Consider the following 25,179-nt stretch of genomic DNA (forward strand, 5'->3'; position numbering starts at 1 on the left):
TTTAGGCACGTAGGCGCAGGCGCGGAAGCGCCAAGGGGGTGCGTCAATCGACCGGAAGGCCCGAGGGCACGGCGCTGGGCTTGCCGAAGCGCGGTGTGGCGTGACTGGCCCCGGTCAGCGCGTGCAGAAAGGACTCGAGCGCCGTGATGTCCGCGTCGCTGAGGGCGATGGGCGCGATGTCGAGCGCCGCGCGGTGGCGGGCGGCCTGAAGCCGATCGGCGGCGGCGGCGAAATCCACGGCTGCAAGCCAGGGGGCGTCGGGCAGGCGTGCCAGCGCGGGCGTCCAGGCGTCCAGTGATGCCAGCGGATCTGCGTGGTGCGCGATGATCCCGCGCACGGTGGGATAGGCGCCGTTATGTCCGTAGGGAGCGGTCAGCGCCACGTTGCGCAGTGGCGGCGTGCGGAAGCGATAGGCATCGGCGAGATCGTCGGACTTGCCCATCCGGCCAACGTCGCGCGGCATCGGATCGAAGCGGCGCGTGCGGCCGGGGCCGATCTGTGGCAGGGCCAGCGCGTGGAACTTCTGATCCGACAGAAGCGGGCCGGAATGGCAGCCATCGCAACCGGCGCGGCCGAAGAACAGGTCCATGCCGTCGCGCTGAAGCGGGGTGAGCGCGCCGGTATCGCCCGCGAGATAGGCATCGAAGGGCGTGTCGATGCTGCGGAACTCGGCGGCGATATATGCGCCGAGCGCGTTGCCGATCTCGACGATGGTGACCTGATCGGGCGCGTCGACGTGGTCGAAATGCTCGACGAAGAGCGCGCCGTAGCCTGGCGTCGTGCGCACCCGCTTGGCCAGGATCGGCCAGGCGGCGTCGATGCGGTCATGGATCGCGCCCGCGATCTCGTTTTCGGACGGGTTGCCTGCCATCTCGAACTGGGCGGTCAGCGGGAACAGGGCCTGTGCGGCGAGCGGGGTGGTCAGACCGGCGGGCAGCCATTCCTCGGCCGGGGTGTCGAAGCCGTTGCCGTAGATGTCCGACACGCTCAGCCGGCCGTCGTGAAACAGCGTGTGGACCTGTCGCGCGCCCAGGTTCCACAGGGCCGGGGCGTTGCGCGGAATGCGTTTGTGGATGCGCCCGGATCCATGTCCGGGGCGCCGCTCGGGGCCCAGCCCGGTGCCGCCTTCGCCGATGCCCAGGCTCAGCCTGTCCGCGCCGCCGTGGTCCAGCGAATGGCAGGTCGCGCAGGCGATGTTGCGGTTGCCCGACAGCAGCTTGTCATGGAAAAGAAGCTGGCCGATCCGGGCCTGGCCCATGTCCACGGCCGGGAAGTCGGCATCGGTCAGCGGCGGCGGCAGGGGGCCAGCATGAAGCGGAAGTGCGGCGAGCAAAAGGGCGGAAACGCGGTACATGGCGCCATCTTGGCGATCTGGCTGGCGCTGCCAAGCCCCGCGCTGGCGAACCCGGTGGAAAATGCGCGCGACGCGATGGAGGCCGGGGAGTTCGACACCGCCATGGCGCTGCTGGAGGGGCCCGCCCGGTCCGGCAATGCCGACGCGGAAGAGCTGATCGGCATACTCTACGCGCTGGGCCTGGGGGTCGAGCGCGACGACCGCCGCGCGTTCGAATGGTATCTGCGCTCGGCCATGAAGGGTCATCCCGGCGCGCAATCCGGCGTGGGCTGGTATTACGAGATCGGGCGGGGATTGCCCGCGCCGGACCTGGTACGCGCCTATATGTGGTACACGCTTTCGGCCATCGGCGGCGACCCCGACGCGGCGATTTCGCTGGAAGAGGTGGTCAAGAAGATGGACCGGGCGCAGATCGACGCGTCGCTGGCGCTGGTCGCGGACTACAAGGCGTGGATGTATCCGTTCCGCTGAGTGTAGCGTTCGGACCGCGGATCCTGCCGCTCAGAACGGGTGATCTTGTCCGTCGAAGGTCTTGAAATGCCCGGTATTGTCGATCGAAAGCGCGTCGAACCGGTCGATCAGCCCCTTGGCCGAGCGTTGGGGCGTGATCGCCGCCGACGTGCCGCCCATTTCTGTCTGCACCCAGCCGGGATGGTAGATCCCGACCGCCACGCCCGCGGGTTTCAAATCCACCGCGAGGTTGCGGCCCAGGTTGATCGCGGCGGCCTTCGACGCGCAGTAGATCAGGCCACCGCCCGACGCGATCTCGGAGCTGCCGAGCTGGCTCGAGATGATGGCGATCTTGCCGCCCGCCGCCTTCAGATTGGGCAGCAGGGCCTGAATGCACAGGAATACGCCGGTGACGTTGGTGGCGAATTCCTGCGCCCACATCTCGGACGGATAGCCGGTCTCGAGCGACTCGTCCTTGTCGGCATAGATGCCCGCGTTGCAGACCAGCAGGTCGAGCGGCGCGTCGCCCAACGTATCGGCCATCGCGCGCACGGAACTGGAATCTGCCACGTCGAGCGTCAGGTAGCCGTCGCCACCCGCCCGCGATGTGCGCGTCACGGTGTCGCCGCGCGCGCCGAGCGCATCGGCCATGGCCGCGCCGATCCCGCGGTTGGCGCCTGTGATGAGGGCGTGCATGGGGCGGGCTCCTAGTTGGTCCGGGATTTCGGGATGAAGGGCAGAGGCGCGACGGGCACGCCGTCTTCGACCAGTCGGCGCACATCGGGCAGCGGCGCTTCGCCATAGATCGGGCGGTGCGCTTCCGATCCGTCATGCATGGCGCGGGCGCGCTTGGCGAAATCGGCGCCGACGTAATCGGCGGTTTTTTCGATATGGGCCTTCAGCCGGGCCAGCGGATGCTCGGGGGCCGTGTCGGCGGGCAGGGTGTCGGCGGACGTCACGCGCGGCGCCATCATCGCTTTTTCGACCGTGTGCGATCCGCATTCAGGGCAGCTCAGCTGACGCGCGCCACGCAGGGTGTCGAAGGCCGCACCCGAGGCGAACCACGAGTCGAACGCGTGGTGGCGGTCACATTTCAAAGTGTAGCGGATCATGGCCCACATCCCCTTCGTCGTTATCCACCAGATAAGTCCCGGACCGAGGGATGCAATCGATGCGCGACGTCAGACCTTCACGGATTTGGGGTCGAAATGCAGCAGCATCCGGGCCAGTTCGGGCTCGTGCACCAGGCGTGCGGCCTTGCGCGGCGACACCCACCGGCGCGAGCGCTCGGAGGCTTCGGGCCATGTCTTGTGGACCTTCTTCACCCTCAGCGGGAACACCGCCACCACGCAGGGGAGGTCGTCGCCCTCGAGCTCCTTGGTGTAGGTGAAGATGCCCAGCGGGTAATCGCTGACCCGTCCGGTGACGCCCGCTTCCTCGAAGGCTTCGGTGGCGGCGGCTTCGGCGGGCGTGGCGCCATCGACGGGCCAGCCCTTCGGAACCACCCATCGTTTCGTGCGTCTTGTCGTCACGAGCAGGATTTGCAGCTTGCCGTCGCGCACGCGCCAACAGAGCGCACCGAATTGGGTTCGCACGTCGCGCTTGCCGCCGGACAGCAGTTTCATGGGGCGCGCCACGGGCTCACTCAGATCCATATCAGGGCCTCCGGAAGGGCGGTATTCCCGCCACGTTGTTGTTATATGTCAGCAATCTACGATACGAAGCGGCGAAATGCAAAGTTTCGCACATTGGCGTGCAAATACCGCAAGTGTGTCGGAAAGGATGGCGAAAGATGGTTAAGCGCTGGTTAATCCTGGGACTTCTGGCGGCGGTCCCGGCGAACGCGGCCACGCTGGACGCCGATTGGCGCTTCGCATCGCTCGACGGCGGCACGATTGATCTGCGCGCCCATGACGGTCCGATCCTGCTGGTCAACACCGCGTCGCTTTGCGCCTACACGCCGCAATACGACGCGCTCGAGGACCTGCATGCGGCATATGGTCCCCGTGGCCTGCTGGTCGTCGCGGTGCCGTCCAACGACTTCCGGCAGGAATTGCAGGACGAGGACGCCGTCGCCGAATTCTGCGAGGTGAATTTCGACCTGACGCTGCTGATAACCGCGATCACGTCGGTCCGCGGGGAGGCCGCCCATCCGGTCTTCGCGGATCTGAAGGATGAATATGGCGTCGCACCGCGTTGGAATTTCAACAAGTTCCTGATCGACGACGGCAAGCTTGCGGGTAACTGGGGCGCGCCCGTACGGCCCGGATCGCGCGAGATCACCCGCGCGATCGAGGCCGCGCTGAAGTGACGGCGCCCCCGCGTTTCATCGGCTCGGAGATCTACCGCGGGTCCAGCTACGGGCCGCTGCACCCGTTGCGGGTGCCGCGCGTTTCGACCGTCATGGACCTGTCGCGCGCGCTGGGTTGGCTGCCGCGCGCGCAGTACCTGACCTCGCCGCGGGCCAAGCCCGCGTCCCTGGCCGCGTGGCACGATCCGACCTACCTGGCGGTGCTGCAACGGGCCGAGCGCGAGGGCCGGGTGACCGATGCCGAGCGCGCGCGCCACGGCCTGGGCACCGCGTCGAACCCCATTTATCCCGAGGTGTATCGCCGCCCCGCCACGGCGGCGGGGGGCTCGATCATGGCGGCGGGTCTGCTGAAGGATGGCGGCGTGATCTACAACCCCGGCGGCGGCACCCATCACGGCCTGCCGGACCGGGCAAACGGGTTTTGCTATCTCAACGATCCGTGCCTGGCGATCCTGGCATTCCGACGGCTGGGTCTGCGCCGGATCGCCTATGTGGATATCGACGCGCATCATTGCGACGGGGTCGCGCATGGTTTCGCGGACGATCCCGACGTGCTGATCCTGTCCACGCACGAGGAACGGCGCTGGCCCTTCACCGGCGCGATCGACGAGCGGGGGGCGGGCAACATGTGGAACCTGCCGCTGCCGCGTGCGGCCCATGACGGCGACATGGCGGCGGTGCGCGACGGGCTGATCCTGCCCGTGGTGCAACGGTTCCGGCCCGAGGCGCTGATCCTGCAATGCGGTGCGGACGCGGTCAGCGAGGATCCCCTGTCGCGCCTGGCTATGTCGAACAACGCGCATTGGTCGGTGGTCGCGGCCCTGTGCGCGCTGACGCCGCGCTTGCTGGTGCTGGGCGGCGGGGGCTACAACCCGTGGTCGGTCGGGCGGCTCTGGACTGGCGTGTGGGCGACCTTGCGCGGCATCGACATTCCCGCGCGCTTGCCGGTCGCCGCGCAATCGGTTCTGCGGGCGCTGGAATTCAACGGCAACCGGCTTGGGCGCAACCCGCCCGAGCACTGGTTCACGACCCTGCGGGACCCGCCGCGCGACGGGCCCGTGTCGGACGCCGTGCGCGACAGGCTTGGCGTTCTGTCGGACCGGATGCGGGTCTGGGCCTGACGGGCGCCGCGCGCGCCTAGTTCTGCGGCATCAGGAAGATTTCGCGGATGGCGGCGCGGTCGGGGGCCGTGATGGCGTGCAGGACCGCGTCGGCCACGTCTTCGGGCTTCAGCTTGTCGGGCTTACCCTCGTCGAAGAAGGGCGTGTCGACCATGCCCGGCGCGATGACCGAGCAGCGCCCGCCCCATTCGCGCATCTCGTCGGCCATGTTGCCCGCGTAGCCGTGCACGAACCACTTGGTCGCGCCATAGATCGACCCCGAGATGTGTATCCGCCCCGCGGCCGAGCCGGTCAGCACGAGCGTGCCCTTGGTTTTCTTCAGCTCTGGGATCGCGGCGCGGGCGGTCAGCAGCACGCCCATGATGTTCACGTCGATCATGCCGCGCATGTCGTCCAGGTCGCCTTCGACCGTGCCGGCCTTGTCCATGCCGCGCCCGGCATTGGCGAAGGCCGCGTCGAGCCCGCCGAAACGGTCGGCTGTCTGCGCCACGGCCTCTTGCAGGCGGGCGGGGTCGGTGACGTCGCCCTGCAACGCCAGCGCCGCTTCGCCGATCTCGGAGGCGAGCGTGTCCAGCTTTTCCTGGCTGCGCGCGAACAGCGCAACGTTCCAGCCCGCGTCCGCGGCGGCGCGCGCGGTCGCCGCCCCGATACCCGAGCTTGCGCCGGTGATGAAAAGTGTCTTCTTGGCCATGTCGATGGGTTCCCTTGGCTATTTGGTGGCCAACGTGTCAGGGCGGCATCGGTTCACCGTCACCATCTAGGGGGTCGTCTTTCGGCCTACCCAAGCCCTGCCGCGGTGCCTATAGTGCTGGGGGAAGACACACGACCAAGGCCGAGGGAACGCATATGCGCTGTCCGTTTTGCGGAAATATCGACACCCAGGTGAAGGATTCGCGCCCCGCGGAGGATCACGTGGCGATCCGCAGGCGGCGGTTCTGCCCGGCCTGCGGCGGTCGGTTCACCACCTACGAGCGGGTGCAGCTGCGCGACCTGGTCGTCGTGAAGTCGAACGGTCGGCGCGAGGATTTCGACCGCGACAAGCTGGAACGCTCGGTCCGGATCTCGATGCAGAAGCGCCCGGTCGAGCCCGAGCGCGTGGACCAGATGATCTCGGGCATCGTGCGGCGGCTGGAATCCATGGGCGAGACCGACATCCAGTCCAGGGATATCGGCGAGATCGTGATGGAAAGCCTGGCCCGCATCGACACCGTGGCCTATGTGCGTTTCGCCAGCGTTTACAAGAACTTCCAGGCCGCGGATGATTTCGAGAAGTTCATGGCCGAGCTGCGGCCCCCCGCACCCAAGGACGATTGAGCGACACCGAGTGGATGCGCGCGGCACTGTCGCTGGGGCGGCGCGGGCTGGGGCGCGTTTGGCCTAACCCCGCGGTGGGATGCGTGATCGTGAAGGCGGGCCGCGTCATGGGGCGCGGTTGGACGCAGCCGGGCGGACGACCCCATGCCGAAGCGGTGGCGCTGGCCCAGGCGGGCGACGCGGCGCGCGGGTCCACCGCCTACGTGACGCTCGAGCCGTGTGCGCATCACGGCAAGACGCCACCCTGCGCCCGGGCGCTGATCTCGGCGGGGGTGGCGCGCGTCGTCACGGCACTGGACGATCCAGATGCGCGGGTGGCCGGGCGCGGTCACGCGATGCTGCGGGCCGCCGGGATTGACGTGGTCACGGGCGTCTGCGAGGAGGCCGCGCGCGCCGATCAGATCGGCTTTCTGACACGGGTGACGCAGGGCCGGCCGATGCTGACGCTGAAGCTTGCCATGTCGCTGGACGGGCGGATCGCCACGGCGTCGGGCGAGTCGCAGTGGATCACCGGATCGCAGGCGCGGCGCGCGGTCCATGCCGCGCGGCTGAACCACGATGCGGTGCTCGTGGGCGGCGGAACGGCGCGGGCCGACGATCCGCAATTGACCGTCCGGGACCTCGGCGCGCGGCACCAGCCGGTGCGGATCATCGCGGCGCGGCGTCTGGATCTGCCAAAGGCCGGCAAGCTCGCGGCGAGCGCCGGTTCCGATCTGTGGCTGCTCCACGCCGAGGACGCGCCCGAGGGCCGACGCCGCGCCTGGCAGGAAGCGGGCGCGCGGCTGGTGCAGGTGCCGCTGTCGGGGGGCAGGCTGGATCCGGGCGCGTTGATGCAAGAACTTGGCGCTCGGGGATTGACGCGGGTGTTCTGCGAGGGCGGCGGCACCTTCGCCGCGTCGCTTCTGCAACTTGGCCTGGTGGATCGGTTGATGCTGTTCACGGCCGGAAAGGCCATCGGCGCCGAGGGGCAGCCGGGCCTGGGGGCTTTGGGGCTGTCCGCGCTGGCGGATGCGCCGCAATTCGTGTTGCGGGACGTGCGGGCACTGGGCGGCGACACGCTGAGCCTGTGGGACCGCGCCTAGCGCCAGAGCGACGCTCGGCTGGCGAGTAAACCTTGCGCCTTGGCCAGCAATCGGTTGGCGGGGCCGGGTGACGGGATGCGACCCGTGGCCAAACGCTCGACCACCACTTCGACGGGGCAGGCCTGCCGCGTGACGGGGTCGAAATAGCGCGGATAGTCGATCAGCGTGGCGTGGATCAGGGCGACCAGGTCAGGATGCGCGGCGCGGCGGGCGGGCACGCGGCCCAAGTCGCGGGTCAGGCCCCAGCCGCTGTAGAAGGGCGTGCCCAGGCAGGTGACGGGCAGGCCGCGCAGAAGCGCCTCGAACCCCAGCGCGGAAGTCATGGTCCAGACCTCATGCACCCGCTCCAGCACGTCGGCGGCGTTCTGGTGGGTCAGCACCCTGTCGGCCTGTGACGCGTCGATGGCACCGCCCCGCAGACCCGCTTCGACATCCGGGTGCGGCTTGTACAGGATCACCGCGTCGGGGTTGAGCGCGCGGGTGCGGGCCAGAAGCGTCGCGTTGTCGGCCACCGCATCCGTGCCCAGCCGGATCGAGGCGTCGTCGGCCACCTGCCCGGGCACCAGGATCCGGTGGCCCTCGGGCAGATCGGACGGCGCGCTGCCCGCGAGGTTGTACTTCGTCAGCCTCAGTCGGTTCAGATCCGCGATCAGCCGTTCGGCGCGGCGACGCTGCGGCTGTTTGAGCGCGACGCTGTCGGCGAGTAACCGCTCCAACCGCGACGGGCGCGAGGGATCGTAATAAAGGCCCTCGGGGTCGACGACCAGAGACAGGGGCGGGGTCAGCTGGGCCCCCAGCCCGCGCGAGCGCAGGAAGCCGTCTTCGATGCGAAACGCGGGCGGGGTCTGCAGGGTGTCACGGTGCCGGTCGCCCCAGACCATCAGGGCGCGCCCGGTCTGCTCGGCGCGGGCCGAGGCGCGAGACGGGTCGTCTTCGAAGATCACGGGCGTCACGCTGCCAAAGGCCAGTTGCAGCGATTTGCGTTTCCACAGCCGCATGCCGCAGGCCACCCAGCCCGCGCGGTCTTCGCGCCAGGCCCGCGCGCTGGCCTCGAGCGTCGCGAGCACGTCTTCCAGCTCGCACAGGGCGTCGCGGAAGGGGTCGTACCAGGTCGGATACAGGAGCAGCGCGCCCGCCACGAGCTGCGCGCGGGTCAGCGTGCGCTCGCGTCGGGGCACGGGGTTTTCGTCCTGCGTCAGCCCCCAGCCGCCATAGAACGGCTGGCCGAAGATGCGCGGTCTGTGGCCCGCCAGGATCGCCTCGAACCCCATCTGCGAGCTGACCGAATAGACCGCAACGGCGCCTTCCAGAAGCAACCAGGGCGAGACGGGCGCGTCGACGATCTGGGTCTTTCCGTCCAGATCGGCCTCGGAGTAATGGCCCGCGCGGAGCCGCTGCGCCGTCTCGGGATGGGTCTTGATGACGATCCGCACGCCCGGGTTTTCGATCCGGGCGAAGGCCAGCATTTCATCGAACAGCGCGTCGGATGCGCCGCCATGGGTGATCGACGCATCGCCGCGGGTCTGGTCAATGACCAGCACGTAGCCCGGGTCGGGAACGGGCAGGGCAGGATCGACGGCGGCGTATTTCGTCAGATGCGCGCGGCGCATCCAGTCGGTGGCGGCGCGCGCGCGATCCAGCAGCGCGGTGTCGTCCAGCGGGTCGGTGGCCAGCAGAGTTTCCAGGTCCGACGGCTGGGCGCTGTCGAAATGGGCGCCCTTGCGGTCGATGAGCAGGCCCAGTGGCGGCGCGCCGGTGCGGCCGGGATGCAGCGAGCGCAAAAACGCGTCCTCGATGCGGATCAGCGGCGCGTCGTAGCGGGCCGCCATCGCTTCGCCGCGATGCGCGGTGGGCGAGCGGCCCCAGACGCCGACGGCATCGTCCGCGCGCGGGATGCCGGTGGTCACGCGGTGGCCCGCCAGCGACAGGATGCGCCGGATGCGCGCGTTCAGGAAGCCGCCGTTATAGACGCGCAGGCGCTGGGGCGGCATCGGGGGATCAGTTGCCCGACAGGCTGGCCAGCGAATTGGCCGATCCGGCGGTGCCGGTGATGGCCGCGAGCGTCTTTTGCCACTGGGCGTAGGGCGCTTCGGTCACGAACACCGTGTCGCCGTCGCGGATGGCGAAATCGCGCGCCTCGAACATGCCGTTGGGCTCGGTCAGGTCCAGCACGTAGACCATGCGCTGCGCGCCTTGAAGATCGTCGCGGGCAAGCACCTGCTCGGCAATTTCCTCGGCCTCGTTGCGGAAGACGAAGACACCGGTGGGATCGGCCAGGTTGGTGTTGAGCCCGCCGACCAGCGCGATAGCCTCGATGGCCGAGATCGTCTGTCGCTCGAACGGGACAAGCTGCTGGGTGCCGGTCGCGCCAAGCGCGGTGAAGCTGCGTTCGTCCTGTTCGACCAGGATGCGGTCGCCGCCCCGCAGGGCGATGTCGAAGCTGGGCACCTGGTAGAGGTCTTCGAACCACACCGTTTCCTGTTGGCCGTGGCGAATGACGGTGACCTGGGCCACGTCGGACGGGATGCCGATGCCGCCGGCGCGGGCCAGCATCGCCGAAAGGGTGCGGGTCGGCCGCTCGATCGCGTAGATGCCCTGTGCGCCGACCCCGCCGACCACCGACACCGTCGCGCCGTCGCCTTGCAGGCGGCGGACCTGGACCTGCGGTTCGGGGGTCTGCGTCTCGAGCCGGTTGGTGATGATCCGCCGGATCGCTTCGGGGGTGTTGCCCGCCGCGCGGATCCGTCCCGCGTAGGGCACGAAGATGAATCCGTCGCCATCGACCTGCACTTCTTCCAGCACCGATGACGGCGCGCCCTCGGGCACCAGAAGCCCGTCATCGACGTTTTCAAACACGGTCAGGCCCAGCGTGTCGCCGGCCCGGATCGTGTCCGATCCCAGCAGCCCCGCGTTCAGGAAGCTCTTGCTGAACCCCAGCGCGGGATAGACGGCGGTGGCGCGGGTGACGCGCGGATTGACGGAGACGATGAAGGCATCGCCCTGCTTCTGGACCGAGCCCGCGTAGATTTCGCGCTTGTTCGGGCCGCTGCGCGGCAGGCCGCAGCCAGCGAGCACGGCGAGCATCGCTAGCGCGGCGACGGACTTCGCCAGGGCCGATTGTTGGATTTTCACTGCCCGGTCTCCTCGACCTGTTTTATCTGCCTCGGTCTTTTTTCAGACAGGCTACCGGGAAAGTCGAAAAAATGAAAGCGTTGCTTGCTTGCACGCTCAGGTTACGGCGCGCAACTGTTGCCGTGGGGCCGCTCGGCCCAGGGCCAGCGCGGCGTAAGGGTCGTCCGGGGCGAGCATCATGTCAACCACCTGTCTGAGCAATTGCCGACGGCCCTTCGCCGAATAGAACGACCCCGCGATCTGGCTGGTTTCCAACAGGAACTGGCGATAATCGCGATAGGCCCGCGCGTCGGGACGGGTGGGCGTCGCGAAAAAAACGGGCAGCGGCTGGGTCGAGACGAATTCGGGCTTGGCATAGACCGCAGCGCCGAACACCTTCAGCGGAAGTCCGCGCCACAGCACCTGCTGGGCGGCGGTGGAATTCACGGTGACGGCCGAGCGGGCATGGTCCAGAAGCTGCGCCAATTTCCCGCCGCGGACGTAGTGGACGCGGGAGGTGACGCCGAGTTCGCGCGCCAGCGACCGGATATGGCTGCGCAAATCGATCCGTCCGTCTTCCAGGGGGTGCGCCTTGAAGACCAGATGGTGGTGGCCCGGCGCACCTTGGGCGAACTGGGTGACGACCTGGTCCAGGAAGTCGGTGATCGTGTCGAAAGGCGAGTGGCTTTGGAAGTTGCTGTCATGTTCGAGCTGCAGCAACGCCAGGTGATAGGGAAAGCCGCCGTTCTTCACGCGCCAGGTGGCCACCACCCGGTCAGCCCAGAGCGCCGGCATCAGCAACAGCCGCTTGAGGTAGAGCCGGAATTCGGCCCGCACATCCAGCGCGCGGTGGGGCTGGAACCCGGCATAGGCGCGGTTCAACAACAGGACGTAGGCGTGATAGGCGGCGCCGTAGAATACGTGCTGGCGCATGTCGCCCCAATGGGCGGGCGCTTCTGGCTGGTCTGTCGTGGTGTCGGCCAGGATCTTTTGCATCTGCGGCAGGCCCAGATCCATCAGCGCCGAGTTCCCGTTCGAGCCGTCCCGCTCGTAGGTGACCCAGTAGGGACGCAGGTAGCCTTCCTCGAAGACGTGGATCGTCAGGTCGCGCGCGCGGGCGATCCGGACCGCTTCGGCGTGGATGCGGCGGGTATCGCCGTAAAGCACGATGTCGGTGATGGCGTGCTCGTCCAGAAGGGCGGCGCACCTGTCGGACCATGCCTCGGGCGGGCCTTGGAACGGAATGAAGCTGGCGGAATCGGACCAGAAGGCCTGGTCGCCGCGATTGAAGCCCACGCGCCAGCAGCGCGCGCCCGCCAAGGTCAGCATCTGGCCCAGCTTTGAGAAGAACGGCCCGTGCGGCCCCTGCAGGAACAGGAAGCGCCGCGTGGTGTCGGGTCGGGGCGTCTGCATGGGTGTCGGCATCCTTGCGCGGCTATAGCCGGGGAAGGAAAGCATGAAAAGGTGGCCAATCCGTGACCGCAGGCTTGAGCCACGGCACGGGGCGGGCCATATGCCGGGGAACACGAAGCCAGGGAGAGATGCCATGTTCACCGGACTGATCACGGATGTGGGCGAGGTGGTCGAGGTCGACCGCCCCGGCGATCTGCGCGCGAAGATCGCGACGTCCTACGACGTGTCGAGCGTGCCGCTGGGGGCATCCATCGCCTGCGACGGCGTGTGTCTGACGGTGATCGAGACGGGCCGGGATCCGCGCCCCTGGTTCGCGGTCGAGATCAGTGCCGAGACGGTGTCGAAGACCAATATCGGCGCCACCGGCTGGGCGCCGGGCACGAAGCTGAACCTGGAACGCGCCCTGCGCGTGGGCGACGAGCTGGGCGGGCATATCGTGTCGGGCCACGTGGACGGCGTGGCGCATGTGACGGCAATGCAAGACGTGGACGGCTCGACCCGCTACACCGTCGACGCGCCGTCCAAGCTGGCGAAGTTCATCGCGCCCAAGGGCTCGATCGCGCTGAATGGCACGTCGCTGACGGTGAACGAGGTCGACGGCACGACTTTCGGTGTCAACCTGATCCCCCACACCAAGCAGGTGACGACCTGGGGCCAGGTGAAGACGGGCGATCCGCTGAACATCGAGATCGACACCATGGCGCGCTACGTGGCGCGGCTGAGCGAGATGGGTTGACCGCGCGAGGGGGCCGATTTTCTTGAGAAAATCGTGACGGAATTCTCGAGAATTCCGGCCCCCTAGCCGCCGAGGGCCGCCACGCCGGGCAGCGTCTTGCCCTCCATCCATTCCAGGAACGCGCCTCCGGCGCTGGAGATATAGGTGAAATCGTCCGCCGCTTCGGCCTTGTTCAGCGCCGCGACCGTATCCCCGCCGCCCGCGACCGAGACCAGCTTGCCCGCCTTCGTCCGATCGGCGGCCATGCGCGCGGCCTGGTTGGTCGCGGTGTCGAAGGGGGCGATTTCGAAGGCACCCAAGGGGCCATTCCAGATCAGCGTCTTGCAGTTCGACATGGCCTTGCCGATGCGCTCGACGCTATCGGGCCCGGTGTCGAGGATCATCGCGTCCGCCGGGCAGGCATCGGCGGGCACCACTTCGCTGGCCGCGCCCGCCTTGAACTCGCGCGCCACGACCACGTCGTGGGGCAACAGGATCTCGCATCCGACTTCGTCCGCTTTCGCCAGGATGTCGCGCGCGGTGTCGGTCATGTCGTGCTCGGCCAGCGACTTGCCTACGTCATGGCCCAGCGCGGCCAGGAAGGTGTTGGCCATGCCGCCGCCGATCACCAGGTGGTTCACCTTGCGCACCAGGTTGGCCAGGAGGTCGATCTTGGTCGAGACCTTCGCGCCGCCCACGACCGCCATCAGCGGCCGAGCGGGATTGCCGAGCGCCCGTTCCAGTGCGTGAAGTTCCTCGGCCATGAGGCGTCCCGCGCAGGCGGGCAGCAGGTGGGCGATCGCCTCGGTGCTGGAATGGGCACGGTGCGCGGCGGAAAACGCGTCGTTCACGTAGATGTCGCCGAGCGAGGCCAGCCGCTTGGCGAAGCCTGCGTCGTTCTTCTCTTCGCCGGGATTGAAGCGGGTGTTTTCCAGCAGCGCCACGTCGCCCGGCGCGAGCTTGCCCACCCGGTCGCCGTAATCGCCGTCGATGAAGGTCACGTCCTGGCCCAGTGCCTGCGACAGGGCGGGCACGATCTGGCCCAGCGACATCTCGGGCACGACCTTGCCCTTGGGCCGGTCGAAATGGGCCAGCAGGATCGGGATGCCGCCCGCGGACTGGATGTCCTTGATGGTGGGCACGATGCGGTCGATGCGCGTGGTGTCGGTCACGCGGCCGTCTTCCACGGGGACGTTCACGTCCACGCGCACCAGCACGCGCTTGCCGTCCAGGTCCATGTCGTCGAGTGTCTTCCAGCCCATGCCTGCGTCTCCCTGTGTCGCGTCTGCCCGTTCATCGCGTGAACGTGCTCGGCGCGCAACCGCAAGCCGCGGGGTTTCGGCTTTTCACCGCTGGGCGCTGGGCATAGAGTTCGCGCCAAATCCCATTCCGCAGGAGGAAACATGGCCGAGATCAAGGATCCCGAGAACACCATCATCATCGAGCTGAAGGACGGCCCCGTCCATATCGAGCTGCTGCCCGACGTGGCGCCCAAGCATGTCGAGCGGATGAAGGAACTGGCCCGCGCCGGTGCCTATGACAACGTCGTCTTCCACCGCGTGATCGACGGTTTCATGGCGCAGACCGGCGATGTGGCCAACGGCAATGCCGAGGATAATTTCGACATCCGCCGGGCGGGCACCGGCGGCTCGGAGCATCCCGATCTGCCCGCCGAGTTCTCGAAGCTGCCCCATGACCGGGGCACGATCGGGGCCGCGCGCTCGGCCAACCCCAACTCGGCCAATTCGCAGTTCTTCATCAACTTCAGCGACAACCATTTCCTGAACGGCCAATACACCGTCTATGGCCGCGTCATTTCCGGGATGGAGCATGTGGACAAGATCACCCGCGGCGAGCCGCCGATGAACCCGGACCGGATGCAGTCGGTCAAGGTGGCCGCCGATGCGTAGCCTGGCACTTGTCGGCGTCCTGCTGGCGTCCCCGGCGCTGGCGACGGGCATCGAGATCGAGCTGGGCGGCGGCGTGACCGGCACCGTCGCGATCGAGCTGTTCGAGGATGTCGCCCCCAACCATGTCGAACGGATCGCCGCGCTGGCCGAAAGCGGGGCCTATGACGACGTGGTCTTCCACCGCGTCATCGACGGCTTCATGGCGCAGACCGGCGACGTGCAGTTCGGAAAGATGGGCGGCGACATGGCCCGCGCGGGCTACGGCGGGTCGGACCTGCCGGACCTGGAGCAGGAGTTTTCCGACCGGCCGTTCGAGCGCGGCGTCGTCGGCATGGCGCGTTCGGGCAATTCGGTGGACAGCGCCAATTCGCAGTTCTTCATCATGTTCCAGCCCGCCCCGCACCTGAACGGCGACTACACGGTCGTCGGCGAAGTTACTTCGGGGATGGAGGCGATCGACCAGATCCCGGTGACGGGGCAGGGCGATACGGTCGTCATGCAGGACGTGACCGTCATCGAGTGATCTGACACTTGCGTGAGGCGGCTTGTCGGGCCGCCTCGCACCGCGCGATGCTTCGTGTGACGGAGGATCGCGCATGCTGAAACGCCTGATGCTGCTACTGGCGCTGGCCACCCCTGTGCAGGCCAGCCCCGATATCTGGTCGCGCGAATGGCCGGACACCGACTTTTCCCAGACAACCGTGACGGACTGGTCCGAAATCAGGTCCGGCGGGCCGGGCAAGGACGGCATCCCGGCGATCCACGATCCCCGCTTCGCGCCCGTCGACACGGTGCAGGACCTCGATCCGCGAGAGCCGGTGCTGTCGCTGGCGCTGGAAGGCGAGACGCCGCGCGCCTATCCGATCCGGTACCTGATGTGGCATGAAATCGTGAACGATAGGATTGGCGACATGCCGGTGGCGGTGACGTTCTGTCCGCTGTGCAATTCCGGCAAGATCTTCGACCGGCGCGTGGACGGACGACTGCTGAGCTTCGGCGTGACCGGCAAGCTGCGCTATTCGGACATGGTGATGTACGACCGCGAGACGCAAAGCTGGTGGCAACAGGCGGTCGGACGCGGCATCGTCGGCGAGATGACCGGCGCGCGGCTGACTGATCTGGCGGGCGTCATGGAAAGCTGGGAGCAATACCGCGACGCGCATCCCGACGGGCTGGTCATGCTGTCGCCCGGCTTCGCGCGCGATTACGGCCGCAACCCCTATGTGAACTACGATAGCGCGGCGCGGCCGTTCCTTTACGATGGCGATCCGCCGCCGCACGGGATCGCGCCGCTGGCGCGGGTCGTCGCCGTCGGGGGCCGTGCCTGGCCGCTGGAACGGGTGCGCGCGGCGGGACGGATCGAGGAGGCGGGCGTGCGGCTTTCCTGGGAAGAAGGCCAGGCCTCGGCGCTGGATACGGGCCGGATCGGGCAGGGGCGCGAGGTCGGGACCGTCCGGGTGGTGGACGATGCGGGCATGAAGCTGCCCTACGACGTGATGTTCGCCTTTGCCTTCGACGCGTTCTTCCCCGACGGGCAGTGGATGCTCGGCCGCTAGGTGCCGCAGAACGTGGCTTGCACGACCTCGTCCGGCGCGGGCGGCTCGCGGAAGTCGGGATGATCCGTGAACGGTGTCTTCAGCGCCGCGTGAAGCGCGTGGAACGGCGCAAGATCGTCCGCAAGTGCGGCTTGGATGACCTCTTCGATGCGGTGGTTGCGCGGAATGATCGCGGGATTGACGCGGTCCAGGTCGGGCGCGATGTCGGGCCGGTCGTCGCCTCTGCGACGGTTCCACAGCTCGGCCCATTGATCGAACATCGCGGGGTCGCTGAACTGCGAACGCGCGGCGCCGTCCGCCAGCCCGCGGAAGGTCAACGTGAAATCGGCCTGGCCCGCCGCCATCCTGTCCAGTAGCGATCCGATCAGGTCCGCGTCGCCATCCCGCGGGGTATGCAGCCCCAGCTTGGCGCGAAACAGCGCCAGCCAGTGATCTCCGAAGCGGGTGGGGAAGGCGTGGATCATGGCGGTCGCGCGCTCGATCGCCGGGGCTTCGTCGCCCAGAAGCGGAAGCAATGACGACGCCAGTTGCGCCAGGTTCCAGGCCGCGATGTCCGGCTGGCGGGCATAGGCGTAGCGGCCGAACTGGTCGATGGACGAAAACACCCGGTCGGGGTGATAGGCATCCATGAAGGCGCAGGGTCCGTAATCGATCGTGTCGCCCGCGACGCTCATGTTGTCGGTGTTCATCACGCCGTGGATGAACCCCACGCTCATCCACTTCGCCACCAGCTGCGCCTGGGCGTCGATTACCGCGTCGAGCAGCCCCCACGGGCCGTCCACCTGCGGGTAGTGCCGCGCGATGACATGGTCCGTCAGCGCCTGCAGCGCCTCGACGTCCCCGCGGGCCGCGAAATACTGGAACGTGCCGACCCGGATATGCGAGCGCGCGACACGGGTCAGCACCGCCCCCGGAAACGGCGCTTCGCGCAGGACCGCGTCGCCGGTGGCGATGGCCGTCAGGGCGCGGGTGGTGGGAATACCCAGTGCGTGCATCGCCTCGCTGACCAGGTATTCGCGCAGCACCGGGCCCAGCCAAGCGCGCCCGTCGCCGCCCCGGCTGAACGGCGTGCGGCCCGCGCCCTTCAGCTGCAGGTCGACCCGGCCAAGGGGGGTGTCGAGCTCGCCCAGCAGCACCGCGCGCCCGTCGCCCAGCTGCGGCACCCAATTGCCGAATTGGTGCCCGGCATAGGCTTGGGCGATGGGCCGCGCGCCATCGGGGACCGCGTTGCCCGCCAGGGCCGCGATGCCGTCGGCGCTGCGAAGCTGGTCGACATCGAGCCCCAGCTCGTGCGCGAGCTCGGTGTTCAACGCCAGAAGGCGCGGTGCGGCGACGGGTGTCGGTGCCTGTTCGGCGAAGAGCCGCGCGGGCAGACGGGCGTAGGAATTGTCGAAGGGCAGGGTCAGGGTCATGGGCGCTCCTTGCCACAGACATGTAGGAAATGCAGTCTCGTTCGGAAAGCCTTGGACCTGTGGGCTTTTGCGCTACGTCAATTCACCAGTCAGTGACCTTATTTGGAGCCCCAAGATGAAAGCCGAAGAACGCAGCGGGATGCGGATCATGGACCGGGCCGAGTACAGCTCGAAGCCCAAGCCCCTGACCATGCTGAAGGATCGCAAGGTCGAAGAGGCCGTCGCCGCCATGTGCGACAAGAATTACGGCTCGGTCATCATCGTCGACGACCAGGACAAGGTGACCGGCGTCGTGACCGAGCGCGACATCATGCGCAAGATCGTGAACCAGGGGCGGGACGCGAAATCCACCACCCTTGGCGAGATCATGACCGCCGACCCGCGCCTGGCGCGCGAAACGGACGATGTGGTCGACTGGCTGCGCATCATGTCGAACGAGCGGTTCCGCCGCCTGCCGGTGGTGGATTCAGAGAACCGGATCAAGGCGGTGTTCACGCAGGGCGATTTCGTCAGCTATACTTGGCCGGACCTGATCAACCAGGCCACGCAGATGACGCGCGCGTCGCTGTCGCGGAACTTCCCCACCGTGCTGATCGGCGGCGGCATCATGCTGTACACGCTGGTGATGATCGTGGTGATCGCGGTCGTTCTATAGCGCCAGATGCGCGTGGTTCTGCGCGGAGACCTTGAAAAGCAGGCGCCGGAACAGCTTTTCCGGCGCGCCATCGGGCAGATCGGCCTGCAGCGATGCGATCCCGCCCGCGCGCAGGGTCTTGGCAACGCTGCGCAGCGCCTCGGACGCCATTTCGCGGCCGCGCACGGGGGGCCGGATGAAAAGCTCGTCGATGCGCGCGACCATGCCGCCGTCCTGAACGGAATATCCGAACCGCAGCAGCACGTAGCCCACCGGGCTGGAGGGCGGCCCGATCAGGTAGGCGGCGCCGGGCACCTGGCCGTCCAGAAGCGGGGACAGCGCCATGGTGCGGGCGTCGTCGTCCAGCTTGATCTTCAACTCGGCGTGGCAGGCGGCCATCAGCTTGTCGAGCTTGGGCAGGTCATCGGGCGCGGCAAGGCGCAGTTTGGCCGACATGATGTGATCCTTCGACGGTTCAGGCGTAGCGGCCCAGTCGCTCGGTCAGTAGGTCGAAAAAGCCCTGCGCGTCCAGATCCCCGATGAAATGAGCGTTGGGGGGCCGGTCGGTGACGCCCCACCAGTCGGCCACGGTCATCCCGCGCGTCAGATCCGAGCGCGTTTCAATGGCGACGTTGATCTCGCGGCCCGAGAACAGATCGGGGCGCAGGCACCAGGCGATCACGGTGGGATCGTGCAGCGGCGCGCCCAATGAGCCGTATTTCTCCTTGTCGAACCGCTCGAAGAAGTCGGTCATTTCGGCCACCGCCGTGCCCACCCTGGTGCCGAGCCCGCGGAACGCATCGTTGCGGGCTTGCGTGACCAGCGCCTTGTGGGTGACGTCCAGCGGCAACACGGTGATCGGTGCGCCCGACTTGAAGACGATATCGGCGGCCTCGGGGTCGACGTAGATGTTGAACTCGGCCGAGGGGGTGATGTTGCCGACCTCGAAATAGGCGCCGCCCATCAGCACGATCCGGGCGATGCGCGAGGCGATATCGGGGGCTTTGTTCAGCGCCATGGCGATATTGGTGAGCGGGCCGAGCGGGCATAGCGTCACCGTGCCCGGATCATGGACCCGCAGGGTGTCGACGATCCAGTCGACCGCGTGGGCGTCCTGCAGCGCCATGGTGGGTTCGGGCAGGGTGGGCCCGTCGAGCCCGGTCTTGCCGTGGACGTGTTCGGCGGTGACGAGCGGCTGGATCAGGGGCCGGTCGCAGCCCGCGAACACCTTTATGTCGGGACGCTCGGCCAGTTCGCACACGATGCGGGCGTTCTTCGCGGTCAGCGCCAGCGGCACGTTCCCGGCGACGGCGGTGATGCCCAGCACCTCGATCTCGGGGCTGGCCAGGGCCAGCAGGATGGCGACGGCGTCGTCCTGGCCGGGATCTGTGTCGATGATGACCTTCATGCAAGCTCTCCGGGGGGCGCGATTTTTCGGCGAAAAATCGTCACGCGATGGCAGCCAAGATGCGCGCCCAGGACCGCATGCCGCGGTGAAAGCTGTCCATGTCATATTTCTCGTTGGGCGAATGGATCTGGTCGTCGCTGCGTCCGAAACCGATCAGCATCGAATCGATGCCCAGGATCTTCTGCATGTGGCCCGCCACCGGGATCGAGCCGCCCGCGCCGACATAGGCGGCCGGTTTCGGCCACTCGGCGCTGAGCGCCTGGCGCGCGGCCTCGAAGGCGGGGTCCGAGATGTCCATCCGGCTGGCCGGGGCCGCGCCGTGGTCGTGGAAGCTGACCGTGCAGTCGGGCGGCATCGCATCGCGCACCATGGCGCGGAATGCTTCGCGGATCTTCAGTGGATCCTGCGCGGCCACCAGCCGGAAGCTGATCTTGGCGCTGGCCCGCGAAGGCAGCACCGTCTTGAAGCCCGCGCCCGCATATCCGCCCTTGATGCCGTTGACCTCGCATGTCGGGCGCGCCCAGATCTGCTGCAAGGCGCTGCGGTCCGCTTCGCCCGCCGGGTGCGACAGCCCGACCGCGCCCAGGAAACTTTCGGCGTCGAAATCCAGCGCGTCCCATTGGCGCGCGACCTCGTCCGAGATCTCTTCCACGTCATCGTAGAAGCCGGGCACCGTCACGCGGCCCTGCGCGTCGTGCAGCCCGGCCAGCACCTTGGCCAGCACCCGGATCGGGTTCATGGCCGGGCCGCCGAACGCGCCCGAGTGCAGGTCCTTCGACGGGCCCTCGATGGTCACTTCCTCGCCTAGCAGACCGCGCAGCATGGTCGTGATGGCGGGGGTCTGCGGATCGTAAAGACCGGTGTCGCAGATCAGGCCCAGATCGGCGGAGAGCAGGTCGCGGTTCTGCTCGAGGAAGGGCACCAGCGACGGCGAGCCGGATTCCTCTTCGCCCTCGAACAGGAAGGTCTGGCGCGCGGGCAGGGTGCCGTGGACCGCTTTCCAGGCGCGGCAGGCCTCGACGAAGGTCATGAGCTGACCCTTGTCGTCCGCCGTGCCACGGCCGCGGATCACCTTGCCGTTCGGCCCGTCCTCAACCACAGGATCGAACGGATCGCGATCCCAAAGCTCAAGGGGATCAATCGGTTGCACGTCGTAGTGGCCGTAGAACAGCAGCGACCGGCCGCTGTCTCCGCCGTGGCCCACGACCATGGGATGACCGGGCGTCTGATGCGCCGTGGCGGTCACGCCGATGCTGCTGAGGTCCTGCACCAGCCAGCGCGCGGCGTCGGCGACGTCGGACTTGTAGGCCGGATCGGTCGAGATCGACGGGATGCGCAGGAACTCCTGCAGCCGCGTGACTGCCTGATCGAGATCGGCGTCGAGTTTGGAAAGGACGGCATCAAGGCTCATGGGACGCTCCGTACGGGGATATCCGGCGAGCCTAGCAGCGGTTTCCGGGCCGTCCAGAGCGGCGCCCCGGGTTGAGACAAATTAGCCCCTGTGACCTGCCGGGTTTTCGGACTATCTAGCGATCAAATCAGATTGAGGATGCTGCAGACCCGTGACGTATGACGCCCAGATCGACGCCGCCCTTCAGAAACTGCACGACGAAGGCCGCTATCGCACCTTCATCGACATCGCGCGCGAGCGGGGCAATTTTCCCCACGCGACCTGGACCCGGCCCGATGGGACGACGCGACCCGTAACCGTCTGGTGCGGCAACGATTACCTGGGCATGGGCCAGCATCCTGCGGTGCTTCAGGCGATGCACGACGCGCTGGATGCCGTGGGCGCCGGATCCGGCGGCACGCGCAACATTTCGGGCACGACGATCTATCACAAGGCGCTCGAGGCTGAGTTGGCCGATCTGCACGGCAAGGAAGCGGCGCTGCTGTTCACCAGCGCCTACATCGCCAACGATGCGACCCTGTCGACGCTGCCGAAGATCCTGCCGGGGCTTGTCATCTATTCCGATGCGCTGAACCATGCGTCGATGATCGAGGGCGTGCGCCGCAACGGCGGTGCCAAGCGCGTCTTCCGTCACAACGACGTGGCGCACCTGCGCGCGCTGCTGGAAGCCGATGATCCGCAGGCGCCCAAGCTGATCGCGTTCGAAAGCATCTACTCGATGGATGGCGACTTCGGGCCGATCGCCGAGATCTGTGACCTGGCCGAAGAATTCGGCGCGCTGACCTATATCGACGAGGTCCACGCTGTGGGCATGTATGGCCCGCGCGGGGGTGGCGTGAGCGAGCGGGACGGGCTTGCGGGGCGCATCGACATCATCAACGGCACGCTGGCGAAGGCGTATGGCGTGATGGGCGGCTACATCGCGGCCAGCGCGAAAATGTGCGACGCCATAAGGTCTTACGCGCCGGGCTTCATCTTCACTACGTCGCTGACCCCGTCCACGGCGGCGGGTGCTGCGGCCTCGGTCCGGCATCTAAAAACCGACCAGCACCTGCGCGACGTCCACCAGTCGCAGGCACGGACGCTGAAGATGCGGCTGAAGGGCCTGGGTCTGCCGCTGATCGATCACGGCAGTCATATCGTGCCGGTCCATGTGGGCGATCCGGTGCACTGCAAGATGATGTCGGATATGCTGCTGGAAACCTACGGGATCTACGTGCAACCGATCAACTTCCCGACCGTGCCCCGCGGCACCGAGCGGTTGCGCTTTACGCCTTCCCCGGTGCATGGACCCGATGAGGTTAACGCTTTGGTAACCGCAATGGATGCATTGTGGTCGCAATGTGCGCTAAATCGCGCCGATCTGGCCGGATAAAATACGGTCTGTCCGCAAAAGAAGTGTCCACGTGGGTTTAACCTGTGCTACTTTCGCTGCAAAAGAGCGGCCCAAGGCTCGAATCGCGGTATGGACACCCGGTTTGGCCTGCAAAAGGGCACGGATTAGTTGCGAGGGGTGCGGGACATGATCGGGCGTTTCCGCCAGCAGGAACCGGAGGAGGTCGAGATCAAGGGTTTCGATGATTTCGATCTGCGACTTGGTGATGTCATGCGGGGCGAACGCGCCACGCTCGGCAAATCGCTTCTCGACGTCCAACGCGAACTGAAGATCAAGGCGACCTACATCGCCGCGATCGAGAACGCGGACCCCTCGGCGTTCGAGACGCCCGGCTTCATCGCGGGCTACGTCCGCTCTTACGCGCGCTATCTCGAACTGGATCCGGACTGGGCCTTCAAGGCGTTCTGCGTCGAGTCGAACTTCGAGACCGCCCATGGCATGTCCGAAGCCGCGTCGTCCAAGCGCAAGGAGGCGCGCGCGGCGCAGCAGGTGCGCGATCCCTTCCTGGACTCGCCCCTGGGCTTCGTGCCGAAAGGCGACAGCTTCCTCAGCCGGATCGAGCCCAGTGCCATCGGATCCGTCTGCGTGCTCTTCGCGCTGATTGGCCTGATCGGGTATGGCGGCTATTCGGTGCTGAACGAAGTGCAGAAGGTGCAGCTTGTGCCGGTCGACCAGGCGCCGCAGGTGGTGGCCGATATCGACCCGCTCGACAGCGCGCGCCCGCTTGTCCCGCAGGACGACGATGCGACCCAGATCGCCACCGCCGCACCCGAGAATTTTGACCGCCTTTACCGCCCGCAGGCGCTTGACGTGCCGGTGATGGTTGCGCGTGACGGTCCCATCGCCAATCTCGACCCGCGCCACTCGGGCACGTTCAGCGGGCTTGGGCCCGCGCCGACACCGCCCGACCTGCCGGGACAAGACGTCCAGATCGCCGATGCCGATATCGTGCAGCCCGGGATGGGCCTGCCGGAATCGGCCGTCCAGGTCGTCACCGAAGCCGTGCCCGAGGTCCTTCTGGTGGCCGTGCGGCCAAGCTGGGTCAGGGTGCGCTCGGCCGATGGCACCACGATCTACGAGCAGACCATGCAGGAAGGCGACACCTTCGTGTTGCCCGCCACCGAAGAGCCCGCGACCCTGCGCACCGGGGAATCCGGCGCGATCTATTTCAGCCTGAACGGAACGGCTTACGGCCCGGCGGGCGGCAACGGGCAGGTGACGTCGAACCTGGCGCTCAGCGTCGAGAACCTGACCCAGACATACCAGACGGCCGATATCGCCGCCGACCAGGCGCTTGCCCGCGTCGTGGCCGAGTTGCAGGCGACGCCCGCCCCCCCGGTCAACGACGTCCCGGTCGCCGAATAAGATCGCCGCACCGGTTGGCTTCGACGGTCCCCGACATTAGGTCTGGGACATTGTGCAAGCCCGGAGCCCTCGATGTCGCTGAACGCCGTCCGTCCCTGGAAGAACATCTATCGCCGCAAGTCGCGCCAGATCATGGTGGGTCGCGTCCCAGTGGGCGGCGACGCCCCTATCGCCGTCCAAACGATGACCAATACCGACAGCGGCGATGCGGCGGCGACGTTGAAACAGATCGTCGATTGCGCCGAGGCGGGGGCCGATATCGTGCGGGTGTCCTGCCCCGATGTCGCCGCCACCACGGCCCTGCGCGAGATCTGCCGCGAAAGCCCGGTGCCGATCGTCGCGGACATCCATTTCCACTACAAGCGCGCCATCGAGGCCGCCGAGGCGGGCGCGGCCTGCCTGCGGATCAATCCCGGCAATATCGGCGACGACAGCCGTGTGAAGGAAGTGATCCGCGCGGCGAAGGACCACGGGTGCTCAATCCGGATCGGCGTCAACGCGGGCTCGCTCGAGCGGGATTTGCTGGAGAAATACGGCGAGCCGTGCCCGGATGCGATGGTCGAGTCGGGGCTGGACCACATCAAGATCCTGCAGGACAACGATTTCCACGAGTTCAAGATCAGCGTGAAAGCCAGCGACGTGTTCCTGAGCGCCGCTGCCTACCAGGGCATCGCCGACGCGACCGACGCGCCGATCCACCTGGGCATCACCGAAGCGGGCAGCCTGAATGCGGGCACGGTGAAATCAGCCATCGGGCTGGGCAACCTGCTGTGGATGGGGATCGGCGATACGCTTCGCGTCTCGCTCAGCGCCGATCCTGTGGAGGAGGTGCGGGTGGGGTACGAGATCCTGAAATCGCTGGGCCTGCGGCACCGGGGCGTCAACATCATCTCGTGCCCCAGTTGTGCGCGGCAGGGGTTCGACGTGATCAAGACGGTGGAGATCCTGGAAGACCGGCTGGCCCATATCAAGACGCCCATGTCGCTGTCGATCATCGGATGCGTGGTAAACGGGCCGGGCGAGGCGCTGATGACCGACGTGGGCTTCACCGGAGGCGGCGCGGGGTCCGGGATGGTGTATCTCGCGGGCAAGCAAAGCCACAAACTGTCCAACGAGCAGATGGTCGAACACATCGTGGAACAGGTCGAAGCGCGCGCGGCGCAGATCGAGGCTGAAACCGCGGCCGAGGCGGCCGAGTAGGGCGCCCCGTCCTCGG

26 protein-coding genes are annotated in these 25,179 nt (G+C 67.4%); 13 read left to right on the forward strand and 13 right to left on the reverse strand.

Features of this window, described 5'->3' with window-relative positions:
* Window positions 1-43: 43 nt before the first annotated feature.
* Complete coding sequence (locus ILP92_RS11930; RefSeq protein WP_198916623.1) at window positions 44-1,354, reverse strand: cytochrome-c peroxidase; 1,311 nt, start codon at window positions 1,352-1,354, stop codon at window positions 44-46.
* Here ILP92_RS11930 and ILP92_RS11935 point away from each other — a divergent pair.
* Entirely contained in the window at window positions 1,310-1,825 is a 516-nt protein-coding gene (locus tag ILP92_RS11935; protein ID WP_198916624.1) for a tetratricopeptide repeat protein, read from the forward strand. The genes ILP92_RS11930 and ILP92_RS11935 overlap by 45 nt on opposite strands.
* A gap of 30 nt (window positions 1,826-1,855) precedes the next feature.
* Here ILP92_RS11935 and ILP92_RS11940 read toward each other — a convergent pair whose 3' ends face one another.
* The 3 genes from ILP92_RS11940 to ILP92_RS11950 all read right to left on the reverse strand — a co-directional run bounded on the left by ILP92_RS11940 (window position 1,856) and on the right by ILP92_RS11950 (window position 3,459).
* The gene (locus ILP92_RS11940) at window positions 1,856-2,500 is read right to left on the reverse strand and encodes an SDR family NAD(P)-dependent oxidoreductase (RefSeq protein ID WP_198916625.1); all 645 of its coding nucleotides are present in this window, start codon (window positions 2,498-2,500) and stop codon (window positions 1,856-1,858) included.
* A gap of 11 nt (window positions 2,501-2,511) precedes the next feature.
* Window positions 2,512-2,916 (reverse strand): DUF1178 family protein, encoded by a 405-nt coding sequence (locus ILP92_RS11945; RefSeq protein ID WP_198916626.1) that lies wholly within the window; start codon window positions 2,914-2,916, stop codon window positions 2,512-2,514.
* Between the two features lie 69 nt (window positions 2,917-2,985).
* Window positions 2,986-3,459 (reverse strand): NUDIX hydrolase, encoded by a 474-nt coding sequence (locus tag ILP92_RS11950; protein WP_198916627.1) that lies wholly within the window; start codon window positions 3,457-3,459, stop codon window positions 2,986-2,988.
* Window positions 3,460-3,596: 137 nt separating this feature from the next.
* Here ILP92_RS11950 and ILP92_RS11955 point away from each other — a divergent pair, with 137 nt between their 5' ends.
* On the forward strand, window positions 3,597-4,115 hold the full coding sequence (locus ILP92_RS11955) for a glutathione peroxidase (RefSeq protein WP_198916628.1): 519 nt from the start codon (window positions 3,597-3,599) through the stop codon (window positions 4,113-4,115).
* A complete protein-coding gene (locus ILP92_RS11960; protein ID WP_198916629.1) occupies window positions 4,112-5,236 on the forward strand; it encodes an acetoin utilization protein AcuC in 1,125 nt (374 codons plus the stop codon). The genes ILP92_RS11955 and ILP92_RS11960 overlap by 4 nt, the downstream gene beginning before the upstream one ends.
* 16 nt (window positions 5,237-5,252) lie before the next feature.
* On the opposite strand, the gene ILP92_RS11965 is transcribed toward ILP92_RS11960, so the two are convergent.
* Window positions 5,253-5,927, reverse strand: coding sequence for an SDR family oxidoreductase (locus tag ILP92_RS11965; protein WP_198916630.1), 675 nt, complete (start codon window positions 5,925-5,927; stop codon window positions 5,253-5,255).
* A 155-nt stretch (window positions 5,928-6,082) separates the two neighbouring features.
* Between ILP92_RS11965 and nrdR the strand changes: the two genes are divergently transcribed.
* Window positions 6,083-6,550 carry a transcriptional regulator NrdR gene (gene nrdR / locus ILP92_RS11970; RefSeq protein ID WP_198916631.1) on the forward strand — a complete coding sequence of 156 codons (468 nt, stop codon included), beginning with the start codon at window positions 6,083-6,085 and terminating at the stop codon, window positions 6,548-6,550.
* Complete coding sequence (ribD, locus tag ILP92_RS11975) at window positions 6,547-7,632, forward strand: bifunctional diaminohydroxyphosphoribosylaminopyrimidine deaminase/5-amino-6-(5-phosphoribosylamino)uracil reductase RibD (RefSeq protein WP_235971368.1); 1,086 nt, start codon at window positions 6,547-6,549, stop codon at window positions 7,630-7,632. Before nrdR ends, ribD begins: the two co-directional genes overlap by 4 nt.
* Here the strand turns inward: ribD and ILP92_RS11980 are convergent.
* From ILP92_RS11980 to ILP92_RS11990, 3 genes are all read right to left on the reverse strand, one after another.
* On the reverse strand, window positions 7,629-9,623 hold the full coding sequence (locus ILP92_RS11980) for a capsule polysaccharide biogenesis protein (RefSeq protein ID WP_198916632.1): 1,995 nt from the start codon (window positions 9,621-9,623) through the stop codon (window positions 7,629-7,631). The two genes, ribD and ILP92_RS11980, sit on opposite strands and share 4 nt — an antisense overlap.
* Window positions 9,624-9,630: 7 nt before the next feature.
* Window positions 9,631-10,764 carry a polysaccharide biosynthesis/export family protein gene (locus ILP92_RS11985; RefSeq protein ID WP_438361554.1) on the reverse strand — a complete coding sequence of 378 codons (1,134 nt, stop codon included), beginning with the start codon at window positions 10,762-10,764 and terminating at the stop codon, window positions 9,631-9,633.
* A 96-nt stretch (window positions 10,765-10,860) separates the two neighbouring features.
* Window positions 10,861-12,156, reverse strand: coding sequence for a capsule polysaccharide biogenesis protein (locus ILP92_RS11990; protein ID WP_198916633.1), 1,296 nt, complete (start codon window positions 12,154-12,156; stop codon window positions 10,861-10,863).
* Window positions 12,157-12,289: 133 nt separating this feature from the next.
* On the opposite strand from ILP92_RS11990, the gene ILP92_RS11995 reads away from it, so the two are divergent.
* Window positions 12,290-12,892, forward strand: coding sequence for a riboflavin synthase (locus ILP92_RS11995; protein ID WP_198916634.1), 603 nt, complete (start codon window positions 12,290-12,292; stop codon window positions 12,890-12,892).
* A gap of 62 nt (window positions 12,893-12,954) precedes the next feature.
* Here the strand turns inward: ILP92_RS11995 and ILP92_RS12000 are convergent, their stop codons facing one another.
* Complete coding sequence (locus ILP92_RS12000) at window positions 12,955-14,133, reverse strand: phosphoglycerate kinase (protein WP_198916635.1); 1,179 nt, start codon at window positions 14,131-14,133, stop codon at window positions 12,955-12,957.
* Between the two features lie 141 nt (window positions 14,134-14,274).
* Here ILP92_RS12000 and ILP92_RS12005 point away from each other — a divergent pair, with 141 nt between their 5' ends.
* The 3 genes from ILP92_RS12005 to ILP92_RS12015 all read left to right on the forward strand — a co-directional run bounded on the left by ILP92_RS12005 (window position 14,275) and on the right by ILP92_RS12015 (window position 16,337).
* Entirely contained in the window at window positions 14,275-14,781 is a 507-nt protein-coding gene (locus ILP92_RS12005; protein WP_198916636.1) for a peptidylprolyl isomerase, read from the forward strand.
* Entirely contained in the window at window positions 14,774-15,304 is a 531-nt protein-coding gene (locus ILP92_RS12010; RefSeq protein ID WP_198916637.1) for a peptidylprolyl isomerase, read from the forward strand. The genes ILP92_RS12005 and ILP92_RS12010 overlap by 8 nt, the downstream gene beginning before the upstream one ends.
* Before the next feature lie 73 nt (window positions 15,305-15,377).
* Window positions 15,378-16,337 (forward strand): DUF3179 domain-containing protein, encoded by a 960-nt coding sequence (locus tag ILP92_RS12015; protein WP_198916638.1) that lies wholly within the window; start codon window positions 15,378-15,380, stop codon window positions 16,335-16,337.
* On the opposite strand, the gene ILP92_RS12020 is transcribed toward ILP92_RS12015, so the two are convergent.
* The gene (locus ILP92_RS12020) at window positions 16,334-17,749 is read right to left on the reverse strand and encodes a protein adenylyltransferase SelO (RefSeq protein ID WP_198916639.1); all 1,416 of its coding nucleotides are present in this window, start codon (window positions 17,747-17,749) and stop codon (window positions 16,334-16,336) included. The genes ILP92_RS12015 and ILP92_RS12020 overlap by 4 nt on opposite strands.
* 115 nt (window positions 17,750-17,864) lie before the next feature.
* On the opposite strand from ILP92_RS12020, the gene ILP92_RS12025 reads away from it, so the two are divergent.
* Window positions 17,865-18,404, forward strand: coding sequence for a CBS domain-containing protein (locus ILP92_RS12025; protein WP_198916640.1), 540 nt, complete (start codon window positions 17,865-17,867; stop codon window positions 18,402-18,404).
* Here the strand turns inward: ILP92_RS12025 and ILP92_RS12030 are convergent.
* From ILP92_RS12030 to ILP92_RS12040, 3 genes are read right to left on the reverse strand one after another with little or no spacing between them, the layout of a single operon-like run.
* Window positions 18,399-18,839 (reverse strand): GNAT family N-acetyltransferase, encoded by a 441-nt coding sequence (locus ILP92_RS12030; RefSeq protein WP_198916641.1) that lies wholly within the window; start codon window positions 18,837-18,839, stop codon window positions 18,399-18,401. The two genes, ILP92_RS12025 and ILP92_RS12030, sit on opposite strands and share 6 nt — an antisense overlap.
* A 19-nt stretch (window positions 18,840-18,858) precedes the next feature.
* Window positions 18,859-19,791, reverse strand: coding sequence for a nucleoside hydrolase (locus ILP92_RS12035; protein ID WP_198916642.1), 933 nt, complete (start codon window positions 19,789-19,791; stop codon window positions 18,859-18,861).
* A gap of 40 nt (window positions 19,792-19,831) precedes the next feature.
* Entirely contained in the window at window positions 19,832-21,202 is a 1,371-nt protein-coding gene (locus tag ILP92_RS12040; protein WP_198916643.1) for a M20/M25/M40 family metallo-hydrolase, read from the reverse strand.
* A 151-nt stretch (window positions 21,203-21,353) separates the two neighbouring features.
* On the opposite strand from ILP92_RS12040, the gene hemA reads away from it, so the two are divergent.
* From hemA to ispG, 3 genes are all read left to right on the forward strand, one after another.
* On the forward strand, window positions 21,354-22,577 hold the full coding sequence (hemA, locus tag ILP92_RS12045) for a 5-aminolevulinate synthase (protein ID WP_198916644.1): 1,224 nt from the start codon (window positions 21,354-21,356) through the stop codon (window positions 22,575-22,577).
* Between the two features lie 147 nt (window positions 22,578-22,724).
* Window positions 22,725-23,963: a helix-turn-helix domain-containing protein gene (locus ILP92_RS12050; RefSeq protein ID WP_198916645.1), complete on the forward strand. Its 1,239-nt coding sequence runs from the start codon at window positions 22,725-22,727 to the stop codon at window positions 23,961-23,963.
* Between the two features lie 72 nt (window positions 23,964-24,035).
* Entirely contained in the window at window positions 24,036-25,163 is a 1,128-nt protein-coding gene (gene ispG / locus ILP92_RS12055) for a flavodoxin-dependent (E)-4-hydroxy-3-methylbut-2-enyl-diphosphate synthase (protein ID WP_198916646.1), read from the forward strand.
* The last annotated feature ends 16 nt before the right edge of the window (window positions 25,164-25,179 follow it).

Origin of the sequence: Palleronia pontilimi, from assembly GCF_016412875.1 — a bacterium.
Taxonomy (GTDB): domain Bacteria; phylum Pseudomonadota; class Alphaproteobacteria; order Rhodobacterales; family Rhodobacteraceae; genus Palleronia; species Palleronia pontilimi.